The 21,769-nt window shown below is 41.7% G+C and carries 16 protein-coding genes and 1 pseudogene; 11 read left to right on the forward strand and 6 right to left on the reverse strand.

Annotation, left to right across the window (positions count from 1 at the left end; translation table 11 throughout):
- The first annotated feature begins 449 nt into the window (after positions 1-449).
- Both VOI46_RS20545 and VOI46_RS20550 read left to right on the forward strand, forming a co-directional pair.
- Positions 450-3,110 (forward strand): glycoside hydrolase family 16 protein, encoded by a 2,661-nt coding sequence (locus tag VOI46_RS20545; protein WP_282337878.1) that lies wholly within the window; start codon positions 450-452, stop codon positions 3,108-3,110.
- A 66-nt stretch (positions 3,111-3,176) separates the two neighbouring features.
- Positions 3,177-6,110, forward strand: a complete 2,934-nt coding sequence (locus tag VOI46_RS20550; protein ID WP_282337879.1) for a TonB-dependent receptor — start codon at positions 3,177-3,179, stop codon at positions 6,108-6,110.
- 52 nt (positions 6,111-6,162) lie between these two features.
- On the opposite strand, the gene VOI46_RS20555 is transcribed toward VOI46_RS20550, so the two are convergent.
- The 3 genes from VOI46_RS20555 to VOI46_RS20565 form a co-directional block, all read right to left on the reverse strand.
- Positions 6,163-7,572, reverse strand: a complete 1,410-nt coding sequence (locus tag VOI46_RS20555; RefSeq protein ID WP_282337892.1) for a S41 family peptidase — start codon at positions 7,570-7,572, stop codon at positions 6,163-6,165.
- Positions 7,573-7,740: 168 nt separating this feature from the next.
- Entirely contained in the window at positions 7,741-8,040 is a 300-nt protein-coding gene (locus VOI46_RS20560) for a hypothetical protein (protein WP_282337880.1), read from the reverse strand.
- 481 nt (positions 8,041-8,521) lie between these two features.
- Positions 8,522-8,887, reverse strand: a complete 366-nt coding sequence (locus VOI46_RS20565) for a hypothetical protein (RefSeq protein ID WP_282337881.1) — start codon at positions 8,885-8,887, stop codon at positions 8,522-8,524.
- A 127-nt stretch (positions 8,888-9,014) separates the two neighbouring features.
- Between VOI46_RS20565 and VOI46_RS20570 the strand changes: the two genes are divergently transcribed.
- The 4 genes and pseudogenes from VOI46_RS20570 to VOI46_RS20585 all read left to right on the forward strand — a co-directional run bounded on the left by VOI46_RS20570 (position 9,015) and on the right by VOI46_RS20585 (position 13,103).
- A complete protein-coding gene (locus VOI46_RS20570; protein ID WP_029772239.1) occupies positions 9,015-10,169 on the forward strand; it encodes an IS110 family transposase in 1,155 nt (384 codons plus the stop codon).
- Between the two features lie 309 nt (positions 10,170-10,478).
- Positions 10,479-12,335, forward strand: a pseudogene (locus VOI46_RS20575) (ATP-binding protein); the annotation flags it as partial.
- 17 nt (positions 12,336-12,352) lie between these two features.
- Positions 12,353-12,604, forward strand: coding sequence for a hypothetical protein (locus VOI46_RS20580; RefSeq protein WP_004587115.1), 252 nt, complete (start codon positions 12,353-12,355; stop codon positions 12,602-12,604).
- 43 nt (positions 12,605-12,647) lie between these two features.
- Positions 12,648-13,103: a PH domain-containing protein gene (locus VOI46_RS20585; RefSeq protein ID WP_004587116.1), complete on the forward strand. Its 456-nt coding sequence runs from the start codon at positions 12,648-12,650 to the stop codon at positions 13,101-13,103.
- Between the two features lie 104 nt (positions 13,104-13,207).
- On the opposite strand, the gene ahpF is transcribed toward VOI46_RS20585, so the two are convergent.
- Both ahpF and ahpC read right to left on the reverse strand, forming a co-directional pair.
- Positions 13,208-14,791, reverse strand: a complete 1,584-nt coding sequence (ahpF, locus tag VOI46_RS20590; RefSeq protein ID WP_004587117.1) for an alkyl hydroperoxide reductase subunit F — start codon at positions 14,789-14,791, stop codon at positions 13,208-13,210.
- Positions 14,792-14,947: 156 nt separating this feature from the next.
- A complete protein-coding gene (gene ahpC / locus VOI46_RS20595) occupies positions 14,948-15,517 on the reverse strand; it encodes an alkyl hydroperoxide reductase subunit C (protein WP_004587118.1) in 570 nt (189 codons plus the stop codon).
- 254 nt (positions 15,518-15,771) lie between these two features.
- Here ahpC and VOI46_RS20600 point away from each other — a divergent pair, with 254 nt between their 5' ends.
- The 3 genes from VOI46_RS20600 (at position 15,772) to VOI46_RS20610 (ending at position 17,485) form a co-directional block, all read left to right on the forward strand.
- Positions 15,772-16,191: a DUF3429 domain-containing protein gene (locus VOI46_RS20600; protein WP_004587119.1), complete on the forward strand. Its 420-nt coding sequence runs from the start codon at positions 15,772-15,774 to the stop codon at positions 16,189-16,191.
- 67 nt (positions 16,192-16,258) lie between these two features.
- On the forward strand, positions 16,259-16,657 hold the full coding sequence (locus VOI46_RS20605; RefSeq protein ID WP_029774450.1) for a hypothetical protein: 399 nt from the start codon (positions 16,259-16,261) through the stop codon (positions 16,655-16,657).
- Positions 16,658-16,660: 3 nt separating this feature from the next.
- The gene (locus tag VOI46_RS20610; RefSeq protein WP_004587127.1) at positions 16,661-17,485 is read left to right on the forward strand and encodes a class I SAM-dependent methyltransferase; all 825 of its coding nucleotides are present in this window, start codon (positions 16,661-16,663) and stop codon (positions 17,483-17,485) included.
- Here VOI46_RS20610 and VOI46_RS20615 read toward each other — a convergent pair.
- Positions 17,480-19,090: a GMC family oxidoreductase N-terminal domain-containing protein gene (locus VOI46_RS20615; RefSeq protein WP_004587128.1), complete on the reverse strand. Its 1,611-nt coding sequence runs from the start codon at positions 19,088-19,090 to the stop codon at positions 17,480-17,482. The genes VOI46_RS20610 and VOI46_RS20615 overlap by 6 nt on opposite strands.
- A gap of 176 nt (positions 19,091-19,266) precedes the next feature.
- Here VOI46_RS20615 and VOI46_RS20620 point away from each other — a divergent pair, with 176 nt between their 5' ends.
- Both VOI46_RS20620 and VOI46_RS20625 read left to right on the forward strand, forming a co-directional pair.
- Positions 19,267-20,274, forward strand: a complete 1,008-nt coding sequence (locus VOI46_RS20620) for an AraC family transcriptional regulator (RefSeq protein WP_039972205.1) — start codon at positions 19,267-19,269, stop codon at positions 20,272-20,274.
- A gap of 31 nt (positions 20,275-20,305) precedes the next feature.
- Positions 20,306-21,307 (forward strand): Gfo/Idh/MocA family oxidoreductase, encoded by a 1,002-nt coding sequence (locus VOI46_RS20625; protein ID WP_004587130.1) that lies wholly within the window; start codon positions 20,306-20,308, stop codon positions 21,305-21,307.
- The last annotated feature ends 462 nt before the right edge of the window (positions 21,308-21,769 follow it).

The raw sequence follows: 21,769 nt of genomic DNA on the forward strand, positions 1-21,769 counted from the left end.
TCTACTAACCTATTGAATGCTATACCACTTTCACTTTGTTTTTAACTTTCGTTTTTTGTAAAAAAGCAAAATTACACGCCATTATAGTTAGCCTAATACAGGTAAATCATCGCAATTTGCGCTAAATGTAATTGCTACAGGTCACTTTAATATTTACCAATTAAGTAAAACATTAATAGATGTATTAAAAATGCAACATTACAAATAATGTAAGCTGTTAAATTTATTAGCGATTTAGTTAATAACTCCAATTGGTAAACTGGTCTTACCGTAAACTAAATGTAAATAAAACACACAAATATGTTGACCATTTACGTAGTGCGCAATATTATTTGTAAGCGCTTACAAAAACACATGATAAATGTAAGCGCTTACAAAAATAAATATGGTTCTTTTTAATAAGTTTAAACACACATTCTGACAACAATCTGTGAAACCGGGGTTCAGCTATGAACATTGAAAAAACACACATTGCTCGCTTACTGGCTGCTATTTCGTTAGCGTCTTTAGCTGGCTGTGGTGGCGACTCAGCCACAACATCTAATTTTGAAAATATCGACGCTTCTGAGCCAGTTTCAGATTGGCAACTAGTATGGAGCGACGAGTTTGACGGCTCTGCCATTGATACTAATAAGTGGAACTTTGAATTAAACTGCGATGGCGGTGGTAACAACGAAAAACAATGTTACACCGATAACGAAGAAAACGCCTTTATACAAGACGGTGTGTTAAACATTGTTGCCCTACCCGCAACTGAAGGCGCTGAAAAGCCCTACACTTCTGCGCGTTTAAATACCCGTTACAATGCTGATTTTACTTATGGCCGCTTTGAAGTGCGCGCAAAGCTCCCTTCGGGGCAAGGCAGCTGGCCTGCGTTTTGGATGCTACCAACCGATGAAGAATACGGTACATGGCCACGCTCAGGCGAAATTGATGTTTTAGAATCAGTAAACCTAAAAACCGCTGACGAAGATGGCGGTGTTGAATCAAGCATTCATGGCACATTGCATTACGGCCGCGCTTGGCCAGATAACAGCTACACAGGCCAAGAGTACAAATTTCCTGAAGATAGCAACCCAGCAGATGACTTTCATACTTACGCAGTAGAGTGGCAAGAAGGTGAAATACGCTGGTACGTTGATGGCTACCTATATGCCACACAGCGCCAATCAGAAGTATTATATAATTCCAAAGGCGAAGCCGCAGGTTTGAAACATCGCGGTTGGTTTGCAGAGTATTTTGAACAAGGTTCTGGCGAGCTAGAAACTCATTGGGATAGCGCTCCTTACGATAAAGACTTTCACTTACTGTTAAATTTAGCAGTAGGCGGCGACTGGCCTGAAAACGTAAATGAGTTAGGCGTAGATGCCAGCGCATTTGAAAACGGCCAAACGTTTGCAATTGACTACGTACGCGTTTATCAATGTGCATCAAACCCAGATACCGGCAAAGGGTGTGAAACTATTCGCCCAGGTTACGATAGCCTAGACGATGCCCTGCTAGAGGGCGAAGCGCCTATTCCTAGCCCGCCATCTACAGGTATTGCTACACCGTTAACTATTTTTGGCGACAGTTTTAACCCTAACTGGCCAGCATGGGATTGTTGTGGTGGCTCTACACCTGCAATCGTAAGTGATGAAGAGCAAGGCGACGTTGTTGAATTTACAATAGGTAGCGAGCCTACAGTGGTTGGTTTTATTAGCCGCGATGCGTTTATTACTGACGAAAACGGCGCTGCAACGCCTTTTGATGCATCACCTATGCTAGAAGAAGGCTACGTACGCTTTAAAATGAAAGTAACCAGCGCACCAAGCGTGCCAGACACACCTTGGTTTGTAAAACTTGAAAGCACAGAAGCCTCAACCGATGCTGATATGCCGCTTACAAGTAGCGTTGAAGGCCAAGCACCTGTAGTAGGTGAGTGGCAAACCTATACGTTTTTACTTTCTGACCTTGCTGACTTAGATTTAGATATCAGCGCAATTGACGTACTTATGGTATTTCCTGAGTGGGGCACGGGCGAAGGCGCAACCTTTTTAATTGACGACGTTGAAATTACACAAGACAACCTAGGCGCATCACCTGAGCTAACTATTTTTGAAGATGAGCAAAACCTAGCATGGCCAATGTGGGATTGTTGTGGTGGCTCAACACCTATCGAAGTGGTAGATGATGAAGCGCACGGTGTAACCGCTGAATTTAGTATTGGTGCAGAGCCTACAGTAATGGGCTTTAACAGCCGTGTTGAAGTAGGTGGTGCAGGTGAGTCATTTGATGCAAGCAGCATTTTAGATGAAGGCGTTATTCAGTTTGATTTAAAAGTAACATCTACCCCTAGCGACCCGTCAACTGCGTGGTTATTTAAAGTAGAGGCAAATGGTGCAACTTCATTTGCAGAACTTGAGCTAACGCAAAGTGTTGAAGGTGTAGCGCCAGTGACTGGCGAGTGGCAAACTTATACATTTAAGTTATCAGATCTCGCTGGTGCAGGCCTTGATGTAAGTGCAATTGATGTACTTATGATTTTTCCGGCATGGGGTGCAGGTGAAGGCGCGGTTTACCGTGTAGATAATGTTAAAATTTACAACCCTAATGCAGCGCCCGTTGCCTCTGGTGAGCTAAACGTATTTACAGATACAGTCGCCGATCAGTGGAGCATATGGGATTGCTGTGGTGGTTCAACACCTACAACAGAAACCGACGATGATCAGCACGGCGAAGTGGCTCAGTTTAGCATTGGTGCAACACCTACTGTAATGGGCTTTTTAGCCGATGAAGACGTATCGTTTGATGCATCAGCCCTGTTAGAAAATGGCGTTGTACAGTTTGATTTAAAAGTAATAACAGCACCTTCAGACGTGGATGCACAATGGTTATTTAAAATTGAATCAATTGGCGCTTCAAGCGCAGTAGAGCTGGCATTAACGCAAAGCAATGAAGGGCAAACACCTGTTACAGGCGAATGGCAAACATACACCTTCCCTATTGGGCAACTATTTGATGCGGGCTTAGATATTAGCGCTATAAACGTGCTCATGGTATTTCCTACGTGGGATATGGGCAACGGCGCATTATACCGCATAGATAACATGATTATCGCGAATCCATAAAAACACACTACAATAGGCGCATGGCGCCTATTGCTACACAACAACATTTTATAAAGCAGAGCTATTATGAACACATTCAATTTTAAAAAGAGCCAACTTGCGGCTTCTGTGTCTCTTATCATTGCTGCAAGCACGTTAAATACGGCCATTGCTGCCGAGGCAGACACTGCAGCATCTCCTGATGTAGAAGTTATTGAGGTAAAAGGTATTCGTGGTTCACTTATTCGTTCTATGGATATGAAACGTGATTCATCGGGCGTAGTAGATGCCATTTCAGCAGAAGAAATGGGGAAATTTCCAGATACCAATTTAGCAGAGTCATTACAACGCATTACCGGTGTATCGGTGAGCCGTGCAAACGGTGAAGGTAGCCAAATTACCGTACGTGGTTTTGGCCCAGAGTTTAACTTAATTACGCTAAACGGCCGCCAAATGCCAGGCACAGGTTACACGCGTTCGTACAACCTTGAAAACATTGCCTCTGAAGGCGTAAGTGCGCTAGAAGTATTTAAAACAGCGCGCGCCGATGTACCAAGCGGTGGTTTAGGTGCAACAGTTAATATTTCTACTGCGCGCCCTTTTCAAAAGCCAGGTCAAAATTTTTCAGCCACGGTTAAAGCAAATCACGACTCATCAAACGAAGCCGGTGATGATGTAACCCCAGAGCTTTCTGCTGTTTATAGCAACACATTTGCAGATGACAGATTTGGTTTTGGTTTTTCGTTTTCGCACCAAGAACGCGACTTTCAAAAACAACGCGCCAATATTCAAGGTTGGCAAGCCAATGTTGATTTACCTGAATTAGATAGCAGTAACGTTGTTGATAACCGTACTGACCCATCAGGTAACTACTACTTCCCTAAAGACATGAACTACTCTATTGAAGATGTAGAGCGTGAACGTACTAACGGCCAAGTTACTTTTCAATTTGAACCAGTTGATGGCTTTGTAGCCACCTTAGATTACACAGCAAGTAAAGCGGTTACGGGCTCTGAAAGTATTGGTTGGGGTATTTGGAACGACTTTGGTAGCAATATTAATGGCTACGAGCTTGATGAAAACGGCACCGCTGTTTATGCCGATATTAGCGGTAATGATGCCTCGTTTACAGCCAACAAAGGCACCACAGAAGTAAAAGCACGCTCTATTGGTTTAAACCTAGAGTGGGAAATTAACGACACGTGGCACGTTGAACTTGATTACCATGACTCTAAAAATGAAACCGATAACGGCGCCGATGACGGGCTAGGCAGTACTGGCCAAGTGATTTTAGGCTCTGATCAGCTAGCAAATAAAATTTACGATTACCGCACAGGCGAAATCCCAAGTGCACAGGTGAACTGGTTAAACGGCACAAGCGAATTAACGCCAGGCGAAATTGACTCTAACTTTAGCCAATTTACGCACTCGCCGGGTGAATCAAACATTGAGCAATTACAATTACATACCACTTGGTACAATGAAAACTTTGATATTGGCCTAGTTAAAGTAAAATTTGGTGCATCGCGCACTGAGCAAAACACCGGTGGTTACACTGCTTGGAGTGGCTTAGTAGGTGGCCCTGGTTTTAACCCATCGTACACAGAAATATTCCCAGATAGCATGTTTACTCGCCACGATACGTCGGGCCTTTTAGCTCAATTTGATGGTGGCGGCAGTAACTTACAACCAGGTTACTACTACACCTACGATTTTGACGAAGCAGTGGCTCGCCAAATGGCTTACCTAACTTCTGATGTAACCGGTGGCGATGCATACGCAGCCAATGCTTACATGGATGGTATTGATAGCGAAAGCTACGTAGAAGAAATTACAAACAGCTTTTATATTCAATCAAGCTGGGAGTTTGATGTAAGCGATTACTACGTAAAAGTAAACGCAGGCCTGCGCTACGAGCAAACAGATGTAACCAGCACAGTACGCCAACGTGTTGAAGAACAAGTAAACTGGATCAGCGCCTCAGAGTGGATAATGCAATATGCAGCCGGCGGCGATGATAACTTCTTAGAGCAGCAAGGCGATTACGACATATTATTACCGTCAATCGATGTAAGTGTTGATTTAACCGAAGACGTTGTAGCCCGTGTTTCATGGGGTAAAACTATGTCGCGTGCACCACTGGGTGATTTAGCCGGTGGCCGTAGCTTAACAGGCAGCCCAAAACCTGGCTCGCGCACGGGTAGCCAAGGAAATACAAATTTATTGCCGTTTGAATCAACCAATCTCGACTTATCATTAGAGTATTACTACGCAGAAGGCAGCTATGCCTCTGTTGGTTACTTTAAAAAAGACGTAGATAACTTTATTCAAACCACCATTACGCAAACCACGATTGAAGGCCTATACGACATTTTAAACGGCCCGCGTTACTTACAAGCAGTTAGCGATATTGAATCGCGCGGCGAGCAAGCAACCACCGATGCTATTTTTGCGCAAATGATTAGCAATGGTTATGGCAATGCGAATGGCGTCATTGAGCCAAATAGCGATGACCCACTTATGGTATGGAACATAAGCCAACCACAAAACACCGACAGCAAATCGGTAGATGGTTTTGAAGTGGCTGTTCAGCACTTAATTGGCGAAACTGGTTTTGGTGTAGGTGTTAACGCCACGTTTGTAGATGGCGATGTAGAATTTGATAGCGAAAGCCTAGACCAACAAGCGCCGCTTACAGGTTTAAGTGACTCTGCTAACTTTCAAGGCTTTTACGAAAAAGACGGCCTATCAATCAAAATTACTTACGCATGGCGCGACTCATACCTAATTGGTGTAGGCCAGGCACAAGGCTCAGCCGATGCGCCACCGCAATATGCTAAAGCCTACGGCCAATGGGATATGAGCGTTAACTACGATGTAAACGAAAACGTAACCGTATTTTTTGATGGCATAAACTTAAATAATGCCACCGAAGAAGGCTACGGCCGTTACGAAGAGCAGTTTTTATTTGCTAATCAGTACGGCCCACGCTACTCAATTGGTGCCCGTTACACGTTTTAAACTATTCCCTAGTTAGAATAGTTAAGCCGCTTGTTTTAACAAGCGGCTTTTTTTATAACGTTTTTATTTGCTCAAGCAATACATTAGTTGTCCAATCAATGCCGTTATATGCCACATCGGGCTTATAAAAATCCCCTGCCCCACGCGCTCTGTTTACGTATACTTTGTTAGGTACAATCACTTTCCCCAACCCTGAAGGTAAATCAGCTAAGCGTACTTCCATATACATAGAATCAGCACTACTTGGCGCACCGAATAACGTAGTATTTTCAAAAAGCTTAAACTTATCAAGCGCATCTAAACAAGCACTGGCGCACTGCGGCGGAACAATAACAAACACCTTGGTTTTAAAGTCACTAGTTAAAGGCTTTTGTGGTATGTTATTTAGCGTATTAGTTTCTTGCTCTACATAAAATGGATCACCACTTTTAAGTGATAAAGCCATACCCGCAGCTGTGATTTTAAATATTTTCAATAATTCAGGCTGATTTTTTACAACCTCTAATAAAGACACTACATGGTCGGTATTATCCTTTGATGCTCTCCACCACACTTGCGTGTTTTGAGAAGTATTATTTACTTTTTGTTCTACTATTTTTTTGCCCCATAGTTCTTTGGCTACTTGTGAGCTCCAATAAGATGAGCCACCTTGGTTATGGCGCAAATCTAACACCACGGCTTTTGCAGTAAGTAACTTGCTACGCTGCTGTTGTATTTTTTCAAACACTTTATTGTAGGCAGCAGTTTGCTTTTCGGTTGATGAAAAGCTAGGCATAGCAATCCACGCAATATTTTTTTCAGGCCAGGTTAAATCAATGGGGAGTTCATCACCGTTGTAGGCATTTTCTAAATGCTTACTGGCTGACTTAGGCCTTACAGACCAATTTAATACGTGTGTATAGGTATCGCCATTGGCTTTAACAAATTCGCATTCTTTTAAAGGAGTTAAAAATGGATTGCCCTCGTCAATGAGTAACCGCCAACCTTGCTGCCACCAATGGCCAGGTTGTGCAACTTGCCCATAAAACTTAAACACTCTCTCACGTATTAAGGTCTCGGTGCTTTGCCCATCACATTGGCTTACAACGTCGCCTTTGCTAATATTTTTGTTTTCACTGTAATACACTTTTAGCGCATCACCTCGCCACACAGTTCTAAAGCCCGGCCAGCGGCGCGCGGGTCTATCTACGCTTGAAAACGCACCGGCGTGGCCATCTTGTAAAATAGTGCTAAAACGAGAAATTGCCGCTGCATGAACCTGCGGCCCACTCGCTTGAGCCGACAATGTAAGTGCTTCTGCTTTTGCTTTTTTTAATAAGTCAGGGAACGCGGGGTTGTTAGCATCAAACATACCTGGGTGATTTTGTGCTGTAATGTTGTAAGCAGCTTGAATATCATTTTCTATTACTGTTCGCCACTGCTCATCCGTTTGCGGTGACACAGCGGTGTTAGCAAAACCCATAAAAGATACAATAAAGCTGCTAGTAGAAATAGTGAGCATAGATATTTTAACCATCATTCAAATCCTTTTGTTGTAGTTTTTTAATAGTTAAAACTGGAAACTATTGATGCCGTTTAACTTAGCACACACTTAAAATAATTATGCCTAAATGCCAGCTCTAGAGATTGTTTAATGCTTGAGTAGACGAATCCATTCATCGGGGTTTGCTAAAATAAAGTCATAAGTATCTTCATTATCTAAAGTGATTGTTATTGCATCGCTTGTTAGTGGTAAAATGCCTGCACCTCTCCCTGCTGACTTTTCAATTTTTACGATTGCGCTTCGTGTAAAAGTATAAGGCCCTAAACCAGCACTTTCATTGTATGGCTCAAAACGTACCTCACCTTGCGTTACATAAAATTTACCATCGGCTCTTGCAACACCACCTTGATACGTAGCTGTAGATGATTTGAGTATTTTATTGTTCATTTGGCTTTCCTGCTAATTAATTTACGTCAATAAAATGTATTCACTTTAATAAGTTATATAGCTTTATACTTTAAGGCAATCAATTTGTACCCAAAAAGCAAGTTATAATGACACGTACTTTATTTAGCCAATTAGAATCTAGGCTTCGAAAGATGTAAAGTTTAAAATGGGTGTTTTGTTAATTCTTTCTCTGAATTTTTTTAACTAAAGGCACTATCGCTAAAGCTAGCAATACGGCAAGAAAAAAGCCCACAAACGTATTACCAAACACCCATCTAAAAAAGATTCCTGAAAGAGACAAAACAAAAGCTGACCAAAGCCATGGATTTATATTCTGCATACTATCTAGAGCACCTCATAGCACCCTGCTTAGAGGCGCAAACACATGGGCTATAATTTGGATCGAAGCGACGCTGCCCATGTGTATGCATCCCAGCGAACGAAGTGAGTGTGTTGATTAGGTTGTTAGGTGCGTGCATATTTAAACCACTACCCTAGGGGCTTTACCATGAAAGCCCAAGTATAGTTTTTTGAGATTACCTGGCACGAGAGGCCAGCCACGCTCAATACCTTCTTTTGTACCTTTCCAGAATAAGTGCTCTGTATAATATACATCTATGTATTCGAATTCTGCTTTGGTTGCAGTATCTAGTTTTTCGCTCATGTACTGCAACTGTTCTAATGCTTCTTCTAAATTACCTTGGTTAAACAAAATGGTTGTCAAATTTGCGAACTCTTCCATTAGGAATGTGAGTGCCCATTTTTCATGTTTTTCCATGAGAGGCACAACGTCAGGAAATTTAGTGCTGATCTCTTTTAAGAACTGTCTTATCTCTGATTTGGCCATTGATTTCTCAGAATCACCTAGACATAATGACTCCCACACGGTGTTAGCCTCCGCTTTTCGTGGGTTAGCTTAATTCAAAGCCAGAGCCATAATTAGTTTGTCAATTAACTAAACAGCAGAGGCTAACATGAATAAACATAGCATACTTTTTATCGGTCTTGATACACATAAAGAATTCAATGAAGTCGCCTATATTGAAGAACATAGAGGTGCGCAACCTGTTCATCTTGGCCGAGTTTCGTCTTCCAAAGTGGCCGTTCAAAAGCTTGTTCGTCAGTTCGAATCGAAATACTCTGGCGCAACACTTCATTTTGTTTATGAAGCAGGCCCATGTGGTTATTGGATTTACAGGTTAATTACCAGCCTCGGCCATTGCTGTTACGTGGTGGCGCCCTCTCTTATTCCTAAAAAACCTGGTGAGAAGATTAAAACCGATAAACGTGATGCTCTTAAGCTTGCTAAATTACTTAAGTCTGAAGATTTAACACCTATCTATGTTCCCGAGCCTGAAGATGAAGCTGTACGCGATTTATCTCGTGCACGCGAAGTGGCAATGAAGGACTTAAAAGATGCCAAATATCAATTAAAGGCGCTGTTGCTTCGCAATAATATTAATTATAAAGGCACTGCGAATTGGTCACAAAAACATTTACGTTGGCTCACTGAGATTGTGCTGCCACACCCCGCTCAGCACATCGTCTTACAAGAATTTTTACACACAATTACCGAACGAATAAGCCGACTTGAACGGCTAGACAATGAACTAACACACCACGTTCACCAGTGGCGTTATTATCCTGTTGTCAAAGCAATACAAGCTATGCGTGGTGTCCGTTTGTTGGTCGCCACTGGCGTTGTTGCTGAGCTTGGCGATTTATCGCGTTTCGACCATCCCCGTAAATTAATGAGTTATCTCGGTCTTGTACCCAGTGAACACTCGAGTGGTGGCAAACGCCATATTGGCGCCATCACAAAATGCGGAAATGGCCGAGCAAGACGCCTTCTTGTGGAAGGTGCACACACTTATCGGTATGCGGCAAATATATCAACAGATATGCAAAAACGACAAGAAGGCTTACCAAAGGACATTATTGATATTGCGTGGAAAGCACAGATTAGGCTCTGCAAACGCTATAAAAAAATGATAGCCAAAGGGAAACACTACAATCTGGTTGTTACCGCCATTGCCCGAGAAATGATTGCGTACATATGGGCTATTGCAAAAGAAGTGGTGCTTACGCCAGTGAATACAAAACTTAGATTGGCAAGAGTACCCGCATGATAAACGTATTAGAGTTAATGCATGGGATCAAGCATCGGGTGTGGCACAACCACCGACGGCGTTAGGATGGCAGTGCAGCTAACGCTGCATTGAACCACGAACATAGACTGAAGACAGGTGCCACGACGAAATAAGTAAGGTCTGCTCTGTTACTAGAAATAGTAATAACCAACGAATATCAGCAAGATAACCGACGACATTACTTGCTTCATCCTATGTATTAACTCGCTCTAATTCGAGCTAAAGTAATTATGGCTTAAAAAGTTAGGCAGGGATCAGTGCGTTTAACTTGACAGTGGGAGTCATACCAACGCCTTATTACCCGGTACACAATTTGAGCTAGATGGCACCTATTGCGTCCATACGTTATCTGCGGGCTCGGCGCTATCGTTTCATAAAGCCTCACAAAGTACGATTGCAACTCACCCTTGTTACATAAATTTTCAACTTGAGTCCTACATTGGCGCACCTATAAAAGTAGCCGGTAAAACTTTTGGCACGGTTAACTTTTCATCGCCTAACGAGTCAACTGCATTTAGCGACGAAGCCTACGATTACATTGAGCTATTTGCCCAATGGTTAGGATCTGAATTTGCAAAAATAGACACTAAAGAGCAACTTTTAAAAAATAGCTACACCCTGTCAAAGCTCGAAAACATCGCTAATATCGGCACTTGGGAGGTCGATTTAATCGAGAACAAAGTTTATTGGAGTAAGCAAACTAAACGCATTCATCAGGTAGCCGATGACTATCAGCCAATAGTTGATAACGCGATTGAGTTTTACAAAGAGGGCGCCAGCAGAGAAGCCATAGACCAAGCAGTAGAAAACGCCATAAACAAAGGTGAAAAATGGGATTTAGAACTTGAGGTTATCACTGCACAAAACCAAGAAATTTGGATTTCGACTTTTGGAGAAGCCGAGTTTCACGAAGGTAATTGCATAAGGCTATTTGGTACATTTCAAGACATTACCGAATCAATCTTACTTAGAGAAGCGCTAAAAAAGAAAAAAGCCGAAGCAGAGCATATGTTAGAAGATAGAAGTATGCTATTTGCTAAAATTAGCCACGAGTTACGCACCCCCCTAAATGGCATAACCGGCATGCTCACCACCCTAATAGATGAAAAAGACACTGAAAAACGAGACGAAAAAATAAAAATAGCGCTACGCAGCGCTGATATTTTACTAAATATTATCAACGAAGTACTCGATTTTTCTAAAATTAATCATGGTGAATTAAAACTAGAGCCAACCGATGTACTGCTTAAAACCATATTTAGTGATTTAGCCTCTTTATATACCCCGTTATTTAAAGAAACCCATGTTGAATTAATCATAGAAAATACAATTGATGATAGCTGCTGGGCCTTTTGCGACAGCACACGCCTGAGCCAAATTACCTCTAACTTATTAAGTAACGCGTTAAAATTTACCGAGCAAGGCCATGTAAAACTTAAAACACAGCTCATAAATAATAACGATGCGCTATCTCTTGGTATCACTGTTTCTGACACTGGTCGCGGAATGACCCCTGCCTTTTTAGAGTCTTTATTTTCGCCGTTTACACAAGAGGTTGACGCTAAAAATAATAAAGGGGGCACAGGGCTTGGCCTAGCAATTATAAAAGAGCTTGTAGAATACATGGGCGGCACAATAAAGGTGACAAGTGAGCTACAAAAAGGCTCAACGTTTAGCATTAATATTCCGCTAGAGCTTGGTAAAGAGCAAGTAATAGACGATATTAAATCAAAAATTGAGTTAAACAGCCATTCGCTCAGTGTACTTATTGTTGATGACAACGATATAAACCGCCGTGTGCTTGATGCCTCTCTTGATAAGTTAAACGTAAAAGCCGACTGCGCCATTGATGGCCAAGACGCTATTTTTAAGTGTAAGCAAAAGCATTACGACCTTATTTTTATGGATTGCATTATGCCAATCCTGGATGGTTTTGAAGCCACTAAAACGCTGAGAGCGCAACGTATTTGCCCTAGCGAAAGCACCTACATTGTAGCGCTAACTGCTAATACATCGTCGCAAGATAAACTAGCTTGCCAGCAAGCAGGCATGGATATGTTTGTCTCTAAGCCATTTAAGCTTCCGCACATAGAAAAAGCGCTCTCTAATGCCTTAGAACATACAGCTAAAGTAAATTCGCTTTAATTTAGTAAGGACATACTATGAGAAATATAATAAGAACATTACTTTTTACTGTACTGTTGTTAGCCATATTTAAAGGCATTTCTACAGGGCAATGGGGTTCATCAATAATCGTTGTTATTGTATCAAGCGTATTGCTATTAGTTACGTTTATCAGTGGTAAGGCATCACAAGGCCGTTCAACTTATACAAGCACTGACTCTTCAATTTATGCTAGTAATAACTCACACTCTAATAATGATTGCGGTGGGGATTCTGGCGGCTGTGATTAATAATTTAAAGCGGCCTATTAAAGCTTTGTAGAACGGAGGTATTTTGCCAGCAATTAAAATTGCTAAATTCTGGCGTTCTATTGAAGCATTTGGAGAAATTTGTACGCGAATCCTTGGCCTAGGATTAGTCTATCTAATTTTCTCATTCATAGGGCAAGAATTAATAGGTGAGCAGTTCAAAAATGATGTTCTACTAAGCTTAGTCGTCTTACCTGCAATTTATGTCTTAAAAGATTCTCATAAAATTCTGGAAGCAGTTTTCATAAAAGTTATTGCAAAAGATAACTCGATAACCGTATTTAGTGGAATACTAACAAGAAGAGAAGACAAGCTAGGCTTCAAAAGTGTCGAAAATGTTGAACAAGTAACAACATTTTTAGGCCGTATTTTTGGTTACTCTACAATCCACTTATATGCTTATGGAAGCTGGGTTAGGATACCTTTCATCAAAGATCCTAAAAGCCTTAGAGTTTGGCTTGAAGAACGAATACCTAACTAAGTTCTCAAAGTCGTTAAAAAAGCCGCCTTTGGAGAGGGCGGCTTGGGTTAACAAACAGCTTTTGGGTGTACCTATTGCTGTTACATCAAGAGAAGGTTTGCCTATTAAGCTGCATTTTGGTCTTGGTTGCTTTGCTCGCTATGGCGAATTAAGTAATCAAACGCACCTAAGCTTGCTGTTGCACCACTACCCATTGCAATAATGATTTGCTTAAACGGCGTATTTGTCGCGTCACCCGCACCGTAAACGCCCGGTAATGAGGTTGCGCCTTTAGCGTCAATTTCTATCTCGCCAAACTTGCTTAGTGTAAGGTCGCTCTCTTTTAACCATTCGGTATTAGGGATCAAACCTATTTGTACAAAAATACCCGCAAGTGCTAATGATTTTTCCTCGCCTGTTACACGGTCAGTGTAATTAAGTCCGGTTACTTTTTTACCATCGCCTACTACTTCAGTGGTTTGCGCATTTTTAATAATAGTGATGTTGCTTAAGCTATTCGCTTTGCGAATAAGTACTTCGTCAGCGCGCAGCGTATCAGCAAACTCAAGTACCGTTACATGCTCTACAATGTTAGCTAAGTCGATAGCCGCCTCTATACCCGAGTTACCACCACCAATAACGGCAACAGGCTTACCCTTAAATAGCGGACCATCACAGTGTGGGCAGTAAGCTACGCCATGGCCGCGATATTCTTGCTCACCAGGTACGTTCATTTCACGCCAGCGTGCACCGGTTGCTAAAACAAGCGATTTAGCTTTTAAAGTAGCCCCGTTTTCAAGGGTAATTTCATAACCATTACTACCGCGACCAAGCCCTGCTGCGCGTTGGTTATGAATTACATCTACATCGTATTCTTTAACATGCTCTTCAAGCTGAGCAACAAGCTTTGGACCTTCAGTGGCTTTAATCGAAATAAAGTTTTCGATAGCCAACGTATCGGCAACTTGGCCACCAAATCTATCGGCCACTATACCGGTGTTTAACCCTTTACGAGCAGAATAAATAGCGGCTGAGGCACCCGCAGGTCCGCCACCTACTACTAACACATCAAACTCGCCTTTTTCGCTTAATGCTGCAGCTTGCTTAGCAGCGCCTTTAGTGTCTACTTTATTTAAAATGTCGGTCAGGCTTAATGCACCTTGGCTAAACGGTTCGCCATTTAAGTACACAGCTGGTACTGCTAAAATATTGCGCTCTTCTACTTCGTCTTGAAAGAGTGCGCCGTCAATCATTGTTGCTTTAATTTTGCTATTTGTTGCTGCCATTGTATTTAGCGCCTGCACTACTTGTGGGCATGTTTGGCAACTTAAGCTTATGTAAACTTCAAAATTAAGTTCTTGATTGAGTGATTCTATTTGTTCAATGTCTTCGCTTTTTGCTTTGCTTGCGTGTCCGCCAGTGTGTAAAAGCGCTAACACTAAACTTGTAAATTCGTGACCCATAGGTACGCCAGCAAACGTAATGTGGGTGTTTTTTTCAGGTGAATGCACAACCATAGATGGGCGACGTGCGCTCGAATCAGGGTTGCTCACTACCGTAAACTTATCGCTTAGCGAGGCTAAATCGTTTGCTAAGCTTTCTACTTCTGCTGATTTTTTGCTGTCATCCAAGGCAATAAGCAGCTCAACAGGTTGAGTAAGCGATTCAAAATGGCTTTTTAATTGATTTTTAATGTTGTTATCTAACATGGCTTAACCCTTTTTAGGAAAATTTAAACAGCAAGCCTCCCATGCCAACTAATGCATGTGCTAATGAGTCCGAGTTGAGATAGGAGGCACCAACAAGCGAAATGATGTTGGTTTAAGGGCAGTTACCTGCCCTCATAAAAGTGGGTAAACCTGTATTTAGATTTTACCAACTAGGTCTAGTGAAGGAGCAAGTGTGTCTTCACCTGGCTGCCAAGATGCAGGGCAAACTTCACCGTCGTGAGTTGCAATGTATTGTGCAGCTTGTACTTTACGTACTAACTCTTTAGCGCTACGGCCAATACCTAGGTCATGCGTTTCGATTACTTTGATTTCGCCCTCTGGGTTCATTACAAAAGTACCGCGAAGTGCAAGGCCGTCATCTTCAATCATAACGCCAAAGCTGCGAGTAATACGGCCAGTTGGGTCGCCAATCATTGGAAATTTAATTTTACCAATAGTGTCTGACGTGTCATGCCATGCTTTATGCGTGAAGTGAGTATCAGTTGATACTGAGTAAACTTCTACACCCATTTCTTGTAGCTGCTCGTAGTAATCAGCAACATCGCCAAGCTCAGTAGGACATACAAACGTGAAATCTGCAGGGTAAAAGAAGAAGATTGACCACTTACCTAGTACGTCTTTTTCAGACACTTCTACAAAGTCACCATTGTGGTATGCAGTTGCGTTAAAAGGTTGAATTTTTGTGTTGATCAATGAAGTGCTCATAGTATTCCTCATTTATATTTAAAGTGTTTTAAAGTTACTCAACGCAGCCAAAATGTGTGGCCTTTCGCGTTGGCTTGATTAATACAATAAGCCCATTGGTAAACTAAATAAAATTGATTGTTTAGATTAAAACAATCGATTTTTAAGATTGAACTATCCAGCTCTTCTATTCGTAAACGATTTATTACCTGTAAGTGCTAAGAATACTGCTACAATAGCCGCGCTAAAAAACACACAACATAAGGCATGCTGTAATGGAAAAATTTGTTAATCATATTCAACTTGGCTATTTGGGGTTACTCCCCTTTTTGGGCTGTGTAGCGTGGCCGCTTATGTTTGGCAGTAATAGCGTTAACTTGGAGTTTTTTACTTTTTACAGCATTGCCATACTGGCATTTATGGCGGGCAGTTTATGGCGCGCTGGGATGCAAAGCTACAGCGATGCAATTAAAGCGGTTGTGCCTGTTATACCCGTACCATTTTTATCGTTTATTCCGCTGGAGTGGGCGCTTGCCTGGTTAGGGGCTAGTTTTTGGTTAGTTCTTATCTTTGAAAAAGCCACACCACAATGGCAAACCTACCATCGCGATTATCAAAAAATGCGCTTTATTCTTACCTCAGTGGTATTTGTGTGTCACATACTCACCATTGGTATGAGCCTTTACCCAAAATAACCTTGCGCTGCTTAACCTACTAGGCGTAATAGTGTAACATCCGCGCACTGCTATTTAAGGACGCACCATGATTGATACATTACGCCAGCAGCTTAACGAGCTTGGCGAAAACTACGTAGAAAAAAACGCCGCTTTTAAAATTAAAGTTATTCCGTTTTTTTGCGCTATTAGTATTAAAAAAGATCACAAAAATGAAGGCCGGCTCAGCTTTTACTCAAACCAATTAATAGAAATACTGTTAGTGGTGTTATTTATGTTGTTTGGGCTTACGCTTTATAACCCAGAGGCGGGTTTTACACATGGTCCTATTCATATTGTGTTTGCTATTTTAATTACCTTTAATTTAATTTTAAAACAAATAGCCATTGAAGGGCTTAAAACACGCCTTGCGTTTCATCGTTTGCATGGTGCTAATACAGCGCAAAATACTCAAAGTGCAGATCAAAACACTCACAAATCTAATTAAGTTATGTATTTAAATCCTAATTGGCGAATTCTCACCGTAGGCGATGGCGATCTATCGTTCTCTAATGCGGTGGTTAATCATATAAAACCGGCAAAGTTAGTCGCATCTACTTATGATAGCGCTCAAACCATAGAGCAAAAATACCAGCACAATGCGCTAAGTAGTTTAAAAAAGTGTCATGTTGAGGTTATTAATTGCTTTGATGTAACGGAGCCTTTATGTTGGCAAAAATTAGCTGCCCACCAGCACAGCTTTGATGTGGTTATTTTTCAGTTTCCGCTTATTCCAGCCTTTGTAGGGCGCGAAGCATTTGAAAGCAACACTCAAAAAACCAGCATGAACGTGCTTAATCGCGCGTTACTACATCAATTTATTAAATACGCTAACAAATACGCACTCGACAAAAGCGGCCCTATGCTTTGCTACATAACCTCAAAAGATGTAAAACCCTATCGCGAGTGGAATATTGAAGGCAGCTTAAGTAATGGCCTTGAGGCTAAATACGCGGGCCAAATGCCTTTTGATATTAACCAGTTTGATGGTTACAAAATAAGAAACGTAGACCGTGATAAACACGTAAAAGACACCACTGGCATCACTTATGTGTTTACGCCTAAAGCAATCTCGGCGCAATCTGACGAACTAAGCACGCACCTTACAAAGCCTGCGTATTTAGGTGAAAATCATTGCTCGCTTTGTCGGGTAGGCCCTTTTATTGCTACCGAAGATGAAAACAAACACCTTAACGCTAAAAAGCACCAACAAATGCTTAAACTAGAAGATGACTGGCAGGCGTGGCTTACTGACTTTTACAACCACACTTTATAACCCTGTTTTATAGCTCAATTTAATTAAATCAGCGGCCTTTTCAGCAATGGCAATAACAGGTGCGTTTGTGTTACCTGTTACTATGGTTGGCATAATTGAGGCGTCAATAACCCTTAAGCTGCGTATCCCGTGTACTTGTAGTTTGCTATTAACCACCGCCATATTGTCGGTGCCCATTTTACAGGTGCCCACAGGGTGATATTCGGTATCGGCAGTTTGGCGAATAAATTCAATAAGCTGGGAATCGTTATTTACATCAAGCGGGTAAACCATGTTGCCACGAATTTTATCAAAGGCGGGGCTTTGCATAATACGCAGCGCTTTTTTAAGCCCTGCAAGCATGAGTGATAAATCATCAGGGTGGCTTAAATAATTAGGGTCGATAAGCGGCGCACTGCGTGGATTGCTATTGGCAAGCCTTATTGTCCCTCGGCTTTTGGGGCGCATAATACTACTGTGAATACTATAACCATGGCCAAAGTGAACTTTGCGACTATGATCGTCCACCAACCCAATTACAAACTCAAGTTGAATATCCGGTGCAGGCGAATTATCCAACACATTAATAAACGCATGTGACTCAGCAAAATTACTGGTTAATATTCCGCTGCGTTTACTAAACCACTGCGCACACCCTTTAATAATACTTGCAGCGCCTTTTACACTTACCCCAAAGGTGCCTTTTGCAGTATTTGCTTTACACAAAGGCACCACGGTTAAGTGATCTTGTAAATTACCCCCTACTCCTTCCAGTGCATGTTCCAGTGGTATGTTATGCGCTGCTAAATGCGCTTTGGGGCCAGTTCCTGAAAGCATTAACACCTGCGGAGAGTTAATTGCTCCGGCGCTTAAAAGCACCTCCTTTTTGGCCATTAATGTAATAATTTTACCGCCGCGCTCAAGCTCTACGCCGTAGGCAACCTTATTTTTGATTATAATTTTATTAACGTGGCTGTGGGTAAACACACTAAGGTTAGGCCTGTTTAAGTGCGGTGTTAAATACGCTTTTGCAGCACTACAGCGCTCACCATTATGTTGCGTAACCTGCGAAAGCCGTGCTCCATGTTGCTCAGCGCCATTTATATCGTCATTTAACTGTATTCCTTGCTCAACACACGCTTTTAAAAAGCAAGAGTTTACCGCACTTGGCTTAGTCAGCTCTTGCACATGCAATAGCCCTTTTGTGCCATGTAACGCGTTATTAAACGTTTTATTGTTTTCGGCTTTTATAAAATAGGGTAATAAACTGTTGTAGTCCCACCCAAGGTTGCCATTTTGTGCCCAGTTATCGTAATCGTATTTATTACCGCGTATATACACCATGGCATTAGTAGAGCTAGACCCACCTAGCACTTTACCCCGCGGCACAAAGCCACATCGGTTATTAAGCGCCTTTTGCGGTACCGTGTTGTAATGCCAACTATTTATGCCGTATGGCACACTGGCCGCAATACCCGCAGGCATTTGTATTAAAGCGCTCTTATCGCTACCGCCCGACTCTATTAAGCACACACTTATATGCTGATCTTCTGATAAACGCGCTGCCAGCACACAACCTGCACTGCCTGCGCCAATAATAATATAATCAAACGTGTGGTTACTCATAGGTGCCTTTGCATCATCACTATTTAGTTCTTATTGGTAGCTGCTTCTGCTTTGTGCATCCATGCAGTTGTAAATAAGCAGTTTTATTGCAGCAAGCTATTCGCTCTATAGTGCATAGATTAAATTCTAAAAACTTGATATTTTTAGACACCTTCTTTAATTTACAGCGCCAGTGTATGAGCAGCCCAATACGTGCCACCTCTTTATATTCAATAGACTCGTTAATTAAAGAACTTGGCGCAGACCCAGCAAGCGTAATGAAATCCTGTAAGGTCAATGTCGACTTTAATAACCTTGAAAACCAATATTTACCCTATTTGAGCTATGCAAATTTATTAGAGTACTGCAGCCACACGCTTAACTGCCCAAGCTTTGGGCTTAAATTAGCAAATAAACAAAACTTTGATATTTTAGGCCACATAGCCATAGCCGCTAAAAGTGGGACTAATTTAGAAGAAGCGCTTAGCTGGGTGGTTAAATATTTACACTTACACAGCCCCGCATTGTGCTTAACAACGCACTCATTAGATAATGACGAGAGCTTATTTTTATCGTTTGAATTTAACCTAAAGCCCCTACCACAAATAAACCAAGCCATAGAGCTAACGCTTGGCTTAGCCATGAGCATAATTAAAAAATTAAGTAATAATCAGTGCAAGCCTCGCACTGTGTTTTTACCGCAAAAGCTGGCAACTAATACACTCGCATACAAAACCTATTTTGGCTGTAAAGTAATAGAGCACCGCAACAGTGCGGGCATTGTAATAAACAAAGCCGACTTATCGATAAAGCTTAACCACAATAACCTTAATAAAACCGACGCGGCCTTTAATTTTTTAGCTAAACGCAACGAACACAGTCAGTCATTACCTGCCCAAGTAAGCGCACTCATAAGGCCAATGCTGCCTATTTATCAGTGTTCAAACCAAACTATTGCCGAGGCACTTAATATGCACCCGCGTACCTTGCACCGTGAATTGGCTAAACATAACACCAGCTTTGTAAAACTTAAAGACACCACACGTCGGGCGCTGGCAGCGCATTACTTGCTTCAAAAACAATACTCTATCAGCACTATTTCAATGCTTTTAGGCTATCACGAACAGGCAACCTTATGCGCAAGTGTTAAACGCTGGTTTGGGTATTCTCCACGCGCATACAGGGCAAAAAAAATGTTAAAGTAACGGCTCTTATTATTTAAGCTAAGGAGCAGGCATGAACTTTGTCATTGTCGGTACAAATTTTATTAGTGATACCCTATTAAGCGCAGCAAATACGTTACCTGCATTTAATTTATACGGTGTGTGCTCACGCAAACAATCAAGCGGCGAAGCCTTTTTATCTAATCACCCCAATACCGATGTAAAAATTTTCACCTCAATTGAGCTGGTATGCCAAGACCCCGATGTTGATGCGGTGTATATTGCAGCGCCAAATAGCCTACACAAGCAATATGCAGTAATGTGCCTTGAAGCAGGCAAACATGTACTAGGCGAAAAACCTTCAGCCGCTAATAGCCAAGAGCTAAATGCTATTTTAACTGCAGCTAACGCCAATAAACGCCTTTACATGGAAGCAATGATGACCACGCATTTGCCAAATTTTGCGCGACTTAAAAATGCGCTGAGTAAAATTGGTAAACCCCGTAAGTTTATTGGCCAATACAGTCAGTACTCATCACGTTACGATAAATACAAAAACGGCGAACGCCCAAATACCTTTTTACCGGAATTTGCCAATGGCGCTTTGCTTGATTTAGGTGTGTATCCGCTTTACCTACTTATAGCACTTTGGGGCGCTCCACAGCGCGTGAGTGCCAGCGGTGTACTATTAGATACAGGCGTAGATGGTGCAGGCGACGTATTATTAAATTACGATGATAAACAAGCCGTTATTAGCTACTCTAAAATTTCTCAAGGCGATAACATCACCGAAATACAAGGTGAGCGCGGACGCTTACGAATACATGCCGTGTCGCAGTTAAAACACATAGAGTTTGTTGCCAATAACGGGGAGGTTGAGGTTATTTCTGATAAATTTGATGAGCACTTTATGAAATACGAAGTTGCGCACTTTATGCAAACCATAAACGCGCAAAAGCGAGAGTCAGATGTTAATACACATCAGCTTGCTCGCGACGTAATGAACGTACTTGATACCGCAAGAAAACAGCTTGGGGTAGTTTACCCTAATGATAAAAACGCAGCAGCGGACTAAAGTTGACCCCCATCCGTGGGCAATCAAGGCAAGAGCCTAGTTGTAATTATGTGCTTACTTATTTTTTATTAGGTACAGCTAAATTACACAGGCTCTTTATTAAAGCGTGTAGATTTTTAATGGTTTAATATGCATAAATCTATTCACCATTCAACCAAGGCTGCGCCAGTTATTAGGCGAACTAGGTTACTCACCTCGCACCACCATTAACCCGCGCCTAGATTGCACACATTTCAATCCATTAAAGTTAGCTTGCTCTAAGCACGCTTATATAAATGAGCAAAGTTAACTTAGTACACAAAAACATGACCAATCAAGCTAGCCAATTATTAAAATTTATACTAAATTGGTAACATAAATAGGTTAACACTCATTTATAATATTATATGACCGTTACATCACTTTAGAATTTTGACATAATAGTGAATTTTGGGGTAACCTCTGCTAATAACAGTAGGTTTA

It is taken from the genome of Pseudoalteromonas sp. CuT4-3, from assembly GCF_035666335.1.
GTDB lineage: Bacteria > Pseudomonadota > Gammaproteobacteria > Enterobacterales > Alteromonadaceae > Pseudoalteromonas > Pseudoalteromonas atlantica.